Annotated in this window: 9 protein-coding genes and 4 pseudogenes; 4 read left to right on the top strand and 9 right to left on the bottom strand. The window is 54.5% G+C overall.

Annotated elements, in window-relative coordinates; translation table 11 throughout:
- Window positions 1-112: 112 nt before the first annotated feature.
- Window positions 113-256 (bottom strand): annotated as a pseudogene (locus tag HLH36_RS19070) (IS5/IS1182 family transposase); the annotation flags it as partial.
- An 85-nt stretch (window positions 257-341) separates the two neighbouring features.
- On the opposite strand from HLH36_RS19070, the gene istA reads away from it, so the two are divergent.
- Both istA and istB read left to right on the top strand, forming a co-directional pair.
- A complete protein-coding gene (gene istA / locus HLH36_RS19075) occupies window positions 342-1,616 on the top strand; it encodes an IS21 family transposase (RefSeq protein WP_246377046.1) in 1,275 nt (424 codons plus the stop codon).
- Window positions 1,616-2,416 (top strand): annotated as a pseudogene (gene istB, locus HLH36_RS19080) (IS21-like element helper ATPase IstB). The gene istA and the pseudogene istB overlap by 1 nt, the downstream one beginning before the upstream one ends.
- A gap of 44 nt (window positions 2,417-2,460) precedes the next feature.
- Here the strand turns inward: istB and HLH36_RS20215 are convergent.
- Window positions 2,461-2,763 (bottom strand): annotated as a pseudogene (locus HLH36_RS20215) (transposase); the annotation flags it as partial.
- A gap of 32 nt (window positions 2,764-2,795) precedes the next feature.
- Between HLH36_RS20215 and HLH36_RS19090 the strand changes: the two are divergent.
- Both HLH36_RS19090 and HLH36_RS19975 read left to right on the top strand, forming a co-directional pair.
- Entirely contained in the window at window positions 2,796-3,875 is a 1,080-nt protein-coding gene (locus HLH36_RS19090) for a transposase (protein WP_182987864.1), read from the top strand.
- A 276-nt stretch (window positions 3,876-4,151) separates the two neighbouring features.
- Window positions 4,152-4,499 (top strand): annotated as a pseudogene (locus HLH36_RS19975) (IS481 family transposase); the annotation flags it as partial.
- A 61-nt stretch (window positions 4,500-4,560) separates the two neighbouring features.
- Here HLH36_RS19975 and HLH36_RS19095 read toward each other — a convergent pair.
- From HLH36_RS19095 to HLH36_RS19125, 7 genes are all read right to left on the bottom strand, one after another.
- A protein-coding gene (locus HLH36_RS19095; RefSeq protein ID WP_182987865.1) for an IS3 family transposase occupies window positions 4,561-5,711 on the bottom strand; the annotation gives its coding sequence in 2 pieces (ribosomal slippage) (window positions 4,561-5,453 and window positions 5,453-5,711; 1,152 coding nt in all).
- A gap of 179 nt (window positions 5,712-5,890) precedes the next feature.
- Complete coding sequence (locus tag HLH36_RS19100) at window positions 5,891-6,562, bottom strand: DUF6010 family protein (RefSeq protein ID WP_182987866.1); 672 nt, start codon at window positions 6,560-6,562, stop codon at window positions 5,891-5,893.
- A gap of 102 nt (window positions 6,563-6,664) precedes the next feature.
- A complete protein-coding gene (locus tag HLH36_RS19105) occupies window positions 6,665-7,504 on the bottom strand; it encodes a DJ-1/PfpI family protein (protein ID WP_220792924.1) in 840 nt (279 codons plus the stop codon).
- 125 nt (window positions 7,505-7,629) lie between these two features.
- On the bottom strand, window positions 7,630-8,121 hold the full coding sequence (locus tag HLH36_RS19110; RefSeq protein ID WP_182987867.1) for a CopD family protein: 492 nt from the start codon (window positions 8,119-8,121) through the stop codon (window positions 7,630-7,632).
- Window positions 8,069-8,404, bottom strand: coding sequence for a DUF3817 domain-containing protein (locus HLH36_RS19115; protein ID WP_220792925.1), 336 nt, complete (start codon window positions 8,402-8,404; stop codon window positions 8,069-8,071). Before HLH36_RS19115 ends, HLH36_RS19110 begins: the two co-directional genes overlap by 53 nt.
- Window positions 8,404-8,667: a hypothetical protein gene (locus tag HLH36_RS19120; protein ID WP_182987868.1), complete on the bottom strand. Its 264-nt coding sequence runs from the start codon at window positions 8,665-8,667 to the stop codon at window positions 8,404-8,406. The genes HLH36_RS19115 and HLH36_RS19120 overlap by 1 nt, the downstream gene beginning before the upstream one ends.
- The gene (locus tag HLH36_RS19125; protein WP_246377047.1) at window positions 8,660-8,983 is read right to left on the bottom strand and encodes an ArsR/SmtB family transcription factor; all 324 of its coding nucleotides are present in this window, start codon (window positions 8,981-8,983) and stop codon (window positions 8,660-8,662) included. The genes HLH36_RS19120 and HLH36_RS19125 overlap by 8 nt, the downstream gene beginning before the upstream one ends.
- Window positions 8,984-9,252: the final 269 nt, after the last annotated feature.

The following is a 9,252-nucleotide window of genomic DNA, read 5'->3' on the forward strand; positions in this document are numbered from 1 at the left end:
TCTTTCAGGATTCCGATGATCTGGTCCTGCGTGAAACGTGATCTCTTCATTGCCTGTCTCCCGTTGGACAGACCTTACTCAAAAACGAGGGCATTTCACGGGGCAGGGTCAAAGCCACCAGCGGTGCATCCAGGATCTGGCCTGACATCGGCAGATAACCGGCGTTCCTCAAAACAGCGTCAAAGCGATTGAACAGGCCATCAATCGCACCCGCCTGTGTCAGACGCTCACAGAACAGCCAGACCGTTTTGTCAGGCGAAGTGAGCAAGTGACCCCCTGTCGCAATGAGGAACTGACCCCCTTCGTTTTTGAAAGGGGCACCGATGACGGAAGAAAAGAGCATGATTTCCGCATTGTCTGGAACGATGCGGGGAACGGGGATGCTGCAACCCGAGGAGGTTGCCGCGATGATGCGGCTGCACGGGCTTGGCTGGGGAGCCAAGCGGCTGGCGCGGGAGTTTGGCTGTTCGCGGAACACGGCGCGACGATATGTCCGTGCTGGCGGGGCGATCGCGTATCGGCAGCCTGAGCGGCGGTCGGCGTTCGATGGTCTGGACGATTGGCTTCGGGAGCGGTTCTTCCGGCACGACGGCAATGCCGACGTGATCCGCCAGGAACTGGCGAGCGAGCATGGGATCGTCATTGGGCTTCGCTCGGTCGAGTTGAAGGTCCGGCCGTGGCGGCGAGAGTTATTGGCCCGGAAGCGGGCGACGGTTCGCTTCGAGACGCCGCCTGGGCGGCAGTTGCAGATCGATTTCGGCGAGACGCGGGTGTGGATCGGCGATGAGCGGCTGCGGGTGTATCTGTTCGTGGCGACGCTCGGCTATTCGCGCCGCCTGCATATCCGCGCGTCGCTGAGGCAGGGACAGGCGGACTGGTTCGCGGGCATGGAGGGCGCATTCCTGCGGTTCGGCGGGGTTCCGGCGGAGATCCTGCTCGATAATGCGAAAGCTCTGGTCGAGCATCACGACGCGACGACGCGGGAGGTCCGTTTCAACGGTCGGCTGCATGCCTTTGCGCGGTATTGGGGCTTTGCGCCGCGTGCCTGTGCGCCGTATCGCGCCCGAACCAAGGGCAAGGACGAGCGCGGGGTCGGCTACGTCAAGAAGAACGCGGTCGCGGGACGGCGTTTCGCGAACTGGGCGATGTTCGAGGCGCATCTTGACCAATGGACGCGCGAGATTGCCGACCGGCGCGTGCATGGCACGACGGGCGTTGCACCGTCGGAGCGTTTCGCCGGCGAGGCCGAGGCCCTGCGCCCGCTCGGTGGACGCGCGCCGTTCGGCCAGTTGCGCGATCTGGTGCGCAAGGTTCAGGCCGATTGCGCGATCGACCTGGACACCAACAGCTACTCCGTGCCGTGGCGGCTGATCGGCGAGAGCGTCCAGATTGTGGTGCTGGGCGGGCGCGTCGTCGTGCGTCATGCCGGGCAGGTCGTGGCGGATCATCCGCTTTGCGCGGGACGCCGGCAGCGGATCGTCGATCGCTCCCATCTCGCCGGCGTGGTCGGCGGACCGGCCGCGAACGGCCCATCACTTGCCGGGCTACCGACCCCGTTGCCCGACCTGCTCCGGCCGCTGGCCGAATATGAGGCAGTCGCGGGAGGGGCCTGGTGATGGCGGGCGTGGACCATGAGGCATTGGTCGGGATGCTGGACCGGCTCAAGCTGACGGCGATCCGCGACCAACTGGACACGCTGCTCGACGAGGCGGCGCGCTCGGACATGACGTTACGCGAGGCACTGGCATTCCTGGTCGGGCGCGAGATCGCGCGACGCGACGAGCGCCGCATCGCCATGGCGAGCAAGATGGCGCAGTTCCCGTTCGTGCGGGAACTCGACGGCTTTGAGTTCGACGCCCAGCCGTCCCTCGATCCCCGGCAGGTCCGCGATCTGGCCGAGTGCCGCTGGGTCGCGCACGGCGATACGATCCTGCTGCTGGGGCCGCCGGGAACGGGGAAGACGCATCTGGCCGTGGCGCTCGGGCGCGAGGCGATCCGGCGAAACTACAGCGTGCAGTTCGTCACCGCCGCGACATTGGTCGCCATGCTGGCCTAGGCGCATGCGGACGGCGCGCTGGACAAGCAACTGGCGCTCCTATCGCGACCGAAGCTGCTGATCATCGACGAACTGGGCTATCTGCCGTTCGAAGCCAACGCCGCGCATCTGTTTTTCCAGCTCGTCTCCAGGCGCTACGAGCGCGGCTCGATCCTGCTGACCTCCAATCGCTCGGTCGGAGAATGGGGCGAGGTCTTCGGCGACCCGGTGGTGGCCACCGCCATCCTGGACCGCCTGCTGCACCATTCCACCGTGATCACCATCCGCGGCGACAGCTACCGTCTGCGGGAGAAACGACGCTCCGGCCTTCTGCAGAAGGCCGGAGCGTCCATCAGGGAAGCCGAGACAACAACATCATGACGGGGTCAGTTCCTCGCTTCGCCAAAGGGGTCAGTTCTTCAATTCGTTTGACACGTTTTGGCATCCGGCACCCGATCTGAAAGCCCCAGACCAAGGAAACGCATGAAGGAGAGGCGGTCGTGGATCAGATATTCCGTCCGCTCATCGGGCAGATCGTTCAACGTCTGGATCATCAGGATCTTGAACATTAGCACCGGATCAAATGGCGGTCGTCCGCCTTTACTCCCATTTGAATAGGCCAAAGCCTGCTCCAAATCAGGGCGGAACACTTCAAAATCCACAATCCGGGAAAAAGCTTCGAGCTGGAGACCAGCAAAAACCGGTAGCGTTTGGAAGGCTATGGTGATTCATTGAAGATGCGCGATCACGGAGGCCTGCTATGGATCCCAAGTCCCTGTTCAGTTTGAGCGATCACCTTGATGCCTTGAGCAAAGAGGGCGATCCGCTTGAGGTTTTGCAGGAGACACTAGATTTCGAGTATTTCCGGGCGTGGCTGGTCGAAGGGCTTGGCTATGGCGATGGGAGCAAAGGCGGCCGCCCACCATTCGATCCGGTGATGATGTTCAAGGCCCTGATCCTGCAGGCGCAGCATAATCTGTCAGACGCCCGGATGGAGTTCATGATCCGCGATCGGCTGAGTTGGCTGCGATTTCTGGGGCTGTCGCTCGGGGATCGAACGCCTGACGAGAACACGATCCGGCATTTTCGCAATCGCCTGACCGAGACGGGAACGCTGAGGCGGGTGATGAAGGCCTTTGACTGGCAACTCCAGAAGAAGGGCTACATTCCAATGTCCGGGCAGATTGTGGACGCCTCGCTGGTGCCTGCGCCAAGACAGCGGAACACCGAGGGCGAACGCGAAGCGATCAAGTCAGGGAAGAGCGCCAACGACATTTGGCCGGACGAGCCGAACAAGGCAGCACAGAGGGATACCGACGCGCGCTGGACCCTCAAGGTCGGCGGAAAAATCCGGTATCGGGCAGATGGGACGCCACTCCCCATGATCGCCCTGCCGGTCTTCGGCTACAAATCCCACATCAGCATCGACCGACGCTTCGGCTTCATCCGGGGCATGGCGGTGACTTCGGCGTCAACGCCGGACGGACGTCTTCTCCGGCAGGTCGTCAGCACGGACAATACCAGTTCAGAGGTCTGGGCAGACAGTGCCTATCGATCCAGGCGCAACGAGAAGTGGCTGTCGGACCAGATGCTCACGTCCCGTATTCATCGGCGTAAACCCATGGGCAAGCCGATGTCGAAGGCAACCGCGAGGGCCAATGCCGCCAAATCCTCGATCCATGCGCATGTTGAGCATGTCTTCGCGCATCAGAAGAACCGATTCAACCTGTTCATCCGCACCATCGACCTCGCCCGCGCTGAGGCGAAACTGACCCTTTGCAACCTGGCCTACAACTTCAATCGGCTGATCTTCCACGAGCGTCTGGAAACCGCAGGCTGACTCTGTCTGCAAGTCGGCAAAACCGGCGAAATCAACTCCGGACATCGTGGAAATCGGTCCGAACGATGCCCTTGGTGCACCCCGCAACACATCGACGTCATCAAGCCAGCCCGCTTCGCCAGAAATCACCCGGTTTTTGCGGGTCTCCAGCTGATCGCAGAGCCCACTTAATCGCGCGAGCCGCTCTTCAACATCAAAGAAACCCGGCTGCTTCATCTTCTATCCTCGGCGCATGATGAACGATGGAATCACAGCCACATAACCAGAGAGTTTTTCGATCCCTCCACTTTTGTCGTGCGGCATTTCCTGCCGTATCTGAAACGGGACAGTATCCGGCGTATTCTGAAAGATGCCGGATTGAACAGGCTTCCTCCCGCTCCAAAGGCCAGATCTATACGTGGACAGGGAAAGTTCCGGGATTGCGATCCCGGTTATGTCCATATCGACGAGAAACATCTTCCAAAATTGCAGACGGCGAATGGAGACCGGCGGAAACGTTTTCTGTATGTCGCTATCGATCGATGCTCCAGTTCAGTGCATCTGGCCGTCTATGACGCGGAAAATGCAGATAATTCAGTTGATTTCTTCAGTGTTATCAAAGAGGCTTTTCCTTTCCGGATTACCGCATATCCTGACCGGCGTGCGGAAGTTAATGAAATTGACGTGCCCCCCTTTTTGTATCCACTCAAAAGGAGAGTTCCCGTTTTTTATGGCTTGGGGTTGATGGGATGGCAAGTGTCTCGGGGGCATGCCCCCGAGACACTTGCCTGGCGACCTGATCCGGTGTCTTGCCATCCAGTTGGGAATGAGGACGCACCGTATTGTAGTCTTCCCGCCAGTCAGCCAGAACTTGTCGGGCATGGCTGAGGGACGTGAACAGCGTTTCGTTGAGGCATTCATCCCTCAATCGGCCGTTGAAACTTTCGATAAAGCCGTTCTGCTGCGGTTTCCCCGGGGCGATATAATGCCATTCGATCTTCATCTCATCGGCCCATTGCAGGATGGCATGGGATGTGAACTCCGTACCGTTGTCGCTGACAATCATGAGGGGTTTGCCATATCGTTCCACCAGGGCCGTCAATTCCCGCGCCACACGTCCCCCTGACAATGACGTGTCGGCAACCAATGCCAGGTTCTTCCGGCTGAAATCGTCGATAACAGCCAGAATGCGGAACCGGCGACCACAGATCAGGGCATCCGAGACAAAATCCAGGCTCCAGCGCTGCCCGGATTCCTGGGGGATGGTCATGGGAGCGCGCGTTCCCAGCGCCCTCTTGCGGCCACCCCGATGGCGGACTTTCAGACCTTCCTCCTGGTAAAGGCGGAACAGCTTCTTGTGATTGAGGCTGAACCCTTCCCGCGCCAGAAGATAGCCCAGGCGGCGATAGCCAAAGCGGCGTCTCTGGCACGCCAGATCCCGTAGGCGCTGGCGCAGGGCAGCATCGTCCGATCCTGTGGAAATATACCGCGCAACACGCCTGGCAAGACCAACGAGGGCACAGGCACGGCGCTCACTCAGGTCCAGAGCCTCCTGAATATGTCGAACCGCCTGCCGCTTCGCGACAGGCGTCACCACTTTTTTCCAACGATCTCCTTCAGCGCCGCGTTATCCAGCATCGCATCCGCCAGAAGACGTTTCAGGCGGCTGTTTTCATCTTCCAGCGCCTTCAGCCGTTTGGCCTCGGACACCTCAAGGCCACCATAGCGGGTCTTCCATTTGTAGAACGTCGCATCACTGATCCCATGTTGACGGCAAAGATCAGAGACCTTCAGCCCAGCCTCCTGTTCCTTCAGGACCCCTATGATCTGCTCTTCCGTAAAACGACTGCGCTTCATCCGTCCGTATCCTTCTCGATCGGACTCTACTTTTAAATGGTTACATTTCCGGGGGGCACGTCAAAATTATCTGATTCGAACAACGTGTTCTTCCGCCATACAATCCGGAATTCATGTCCATCGAAACATGTTTCTTGAAACCGAAGACTGTGCTTCACAATGCTGCGCCTGTTTGATGGTCAAGTAAGAGTATCTGGCGATGACGCATTGCATATTCTGATACGTAAAAAAGTTGCAAAAGGAACCAAAGCCTCAAAGGCCAGCTCATCACGCTTTAGCTTGCTACCCATAGTATAGGCGTAGATACTAACGACAATGATATGACTAACTAACGCGACTCTAATTGCGCCTTTTAAATGAAACAGAAATTGTGCCGGAACCGCAATGCACACAAGCGCAATCAATGTGCAACCCTGAAGAACAGAAGTGAAAGTATAAAAATTTTGATGCCAAGTCGCGCGTTGCCAAGGGCTTGGTGCCCCGGCGAAATACCAGGCAGCAAGCCAAAAATCACAAACAAAGCAACCGTAAGATGAAGTGGGGGCGAAAGGTAGAATGGGCTGGCCCCATAGATCATGAGTTGCATCCCAGATAGAATGCAATACCCAGGCTAAACCGACCGCACGATAATCACTCAATCCGCGATAAGCAAGGAATGTTACTACACCACAAAAGACCAATTCAAACAGACCCAAGCCTGCTCCAAGGTAAGCGGCCCCCGCCCCAGCCACAAAAATTGCACTAAACCTTTGACGAGATGGCTCTGAAGGAAGGGATAAAATGGCAATCGCAATTAACGCAACTAATACAGGCGAAATTGTCATCAGGACAGTGGCAGATGTCGGAGACATTGGTGGCATTGGCCGTTTACTTTCCAAAAACTAACAGTTTTAAAGAGAAGAGCTTTCAACGTAGAAGCAGGACATTAATATTGATTATGCACAGGACTCATCTTACCTATCCAAAATGGTGTACTTCTGCATATCTTCTTTAGCCGCATGAGCGGTTCCTATCATGTCAACGCCATAGGCCTGTATCCAAGTGATAGCGTCTCTAGTGACATCCGGACCAGCCTTCTCCGGAGTTCCAACATTGAATGGGGGGTGTGGATCATATTGCATGGCAAGCTCTTGAACTTTTGCAACTCTTTCACCCTGAAGCGCACTCAAAAGCGTCAATCCAAAATCGATACCTGCCGTTACACCGCCGCCAGTTAGACGATTACGGTCAACTACCACTCGTTCGTTCATAGGCTTTGCACCGAACAGAGGTAAAAGTGAAAGCGCTGCCCAGTGTGTGCCAGCTTTATAACCCTGCAAAAGTCCTGCAGCTCCAAGTACAAGAGCACCAGTGCAAACCGAGGTAACATAATTTGCTCGTGAGCCACGATCAGCAAGAAACTTCAACACATCAGAATCTCGCATCACTTCAACCTGGCCTGGACCTCCTGGTACAAAAAGCACGTCAAGGTTTTTAGGACTTTCTTCTAAAGTCGTATCAGGTTTCAAAATCAGTCCACTATCGGACAAAAGTAGATTCTTGTTTTTCCATATGAGAAAAATGTCGCTGGTAGTAGCCAATACCGACTGCGGTCCAATCAAATCGAGAGAGGTAACTCCCGGAAAAATAAGCATGCCAATTTTCGGCTTGGGACGAGCAGTAGCACGCGAAACAAAATACTTACTTCCTTGCAAAGAATTTTCCTCCGCTTTACTTTTATCAGGATTCAACACAGATGCTGCAACCACGCCAGCAGCCAAGGTGACTATTTCTCTTCTTTTCGACGCAATCACTATAGATTTCTCCTACCTATAAGGGATTATAGCTTCACCATTTTTAGAGATGGATTTTGTTGTTTTTTATTTAATATTAGAAATATTTACTCATGAAAGAGCCAAGATTTATTTTTTTAAAGTTTTCAAATGGGCTTTGTAACTACAAGCATGACGATAGCAGCAATCGCCATAATTACCACAAAAGGAATACACTGTGGTTTAGGAAAAGCTGATATTGATTTTTTCTCTTGCTGACAAAAGAGCTTCCTTGATAGCCATCCGTGAAGAGCCGACAACAACAAGACGATACAAAGTTTGACAATCAGCCAGGCCGCAGGAAACCATCCCCCCAATAACGCAATAGCCAACCCTAACGCCCAGGTTACGAACATTGATGGGCTGGTAACCCTTTGATCCCAACGACGCACGGACGTAATCAACGTTGACGAGCTGGCTTTTTGTATCTGCTGACCTTCACGTACGCTGCTTAGCATAAGAATGGAAGTAGCAAGCATTCCTCCAATCCAAACGATTGCGGCAATAACATGAAATGCCTTAAGCCAAAGATAAACCACAGCAACCTCACTGAGTGGTTTCGAGCAATAAAGCCTGGCGACGAGCCAGTGCTCGTTCATTTACAAATGTCCCAAACGGAATAAGGGCTGCTACAATCATTCGGATTACATCGTTTAGAGCCCATTTTCCATCTGAAACGGTCTGGATCAGCATCCAGAAGTAAAAAATAAAAGCCATTCCATGAATGGGGCCCACAATAGAAGTCGCCACAGATAATCCCTCAAGGTATTTCAAAGGAACAGCAATCCCTATAAGAATCATGAGAGTTGAACCTTCCAGAAGTGACGCAAAGCGCATCCTTCTCAACTGCGCGATTTCTTCAAGCATCTCGGGCGACCGCATCAATCAACCTCCTTGAGAACCTTTTCAATATTCGCAAGGCGTCTTTCTATCTCAGCGATTGATCTCTTGGTGGCCGATACCCCACTTACACCGTCTTCCTGAGTTTTGATGGAGCGCGCCGCGAGATCACGATAAGCACCTTCACTGTTGATCTGAAGCCTTACAGATCGCGCAGAAGAAAAGTATTTCATCCCAAAGATCAGCACAATTACAACCAGCACCAGGATGGTGATAAGAAGAAATGCCAAGGCATGGTCATTCATGTTTGTCCCTTTCAGAGATTTCGTATTTTGTGGAAAGAGGTAGAGAACGAGCGGCGTCAGCAACAGAGGCCGGGTTTAGCGCAATATCGAACATTACGATCTCGAAGTAATTTAACGACTTTCCATCTTGCGATAATTCCATCTTGCTCAACACAAGCCCTGCGTCCTGTAACTTTTTCAGATGTAAATGCAGCAGGGGACGGCTAATACCTAGCTTGCGTGCAAGCTGACTGACATAAGTCCGCCCTTCAGCATGCAACACTTCGAGGATTCGGAGTCGATGTGGATTCGCAAGGGCAGCCAAGGTCTCCAGCATCTGGTTCTCATTTGTCCTCATCGATTGGGTCATCATTAACATGCTTCATGTGCAACATTTTTATTTCATGTTGTGAGGCATGTCAACAAAATCTTTCAGGTGAAATGTAAGATCGAACAGAGGTTACGCCCTCTGTTCTGACAATTTTTGGGCTTGAATAAGCTGGACTTTGGCGGTTTTGAGCGTTGAATCGAATGTGAAGAAGCGCCGGGTTTCCTGTGCGCCAGTGGTCGGGCGAGTCTCTTCTGCGAAGGAAGCAGGAGATGAGC

Source organism: Gluconacetobacter aggeris (assembly GCF_014174395.1).
Classification (GTDB): Bacteria; Pseudomonadota; Alphaproteobacteria; order Acetobacterales; family Acetobacteraceae; genus Gluconacetobacter; species Gluconacetobacter aggeris.

Excerpts from the sequence above, each read along its gene's own strand:
- istA (WP_246377046.1), top strand. The coding sequence starts at position 342 with ATGATTTCCGCATTGTCTGGAACGATGCGGGGAACGGGGATGCTGCAA.
- HLH36_RS19110 (WP_182987867.1), bottom strand. The coding sequence starts at position 8,121 with ATGAACGAGCACTGGCTCGTCGCCAGGCTTTATTGCTCGAAACCACTC.
- HLH36_RS19100 (WP_182987866.1), bottom strand. The coding sequence starts at position 6,562 with ATGTCTCCGACATCTGCCACTGTCCTGATGACAATTTCGCCTGTATTA.
- HLH36_RS19120 (WP_182987868.1), bottom strand. The coding sequence starts at position 8,667 with ATGAATGACCATGCCTTGGCATTTCTTCTTATCACCATCCTGGTGCTG.
- HLH36_RS19090 (WP_182987864.1), top strand. The coding sequence starts at position 2,796 with ATGGATCCCAAGTCCCTGTTCAGTTTGAGCGATCACCTTGATGCCTTG.
- HLH36_RS19125 (WP_246377047.1), bottom strand. The coding sequence starts at position 8,983 with ATGCTGGAGACCTTGGCTGCCCTTGCGAATCCACATCGACTCCGAATC.
- HLH36_RS19115 (WP_220792925.1), bottom strand. The coding sequence starts at position 8,404 with ATGCGGTCGCCCGAGATGCTTGAAGAAATCGCGCAGTTGAGAAGGATG.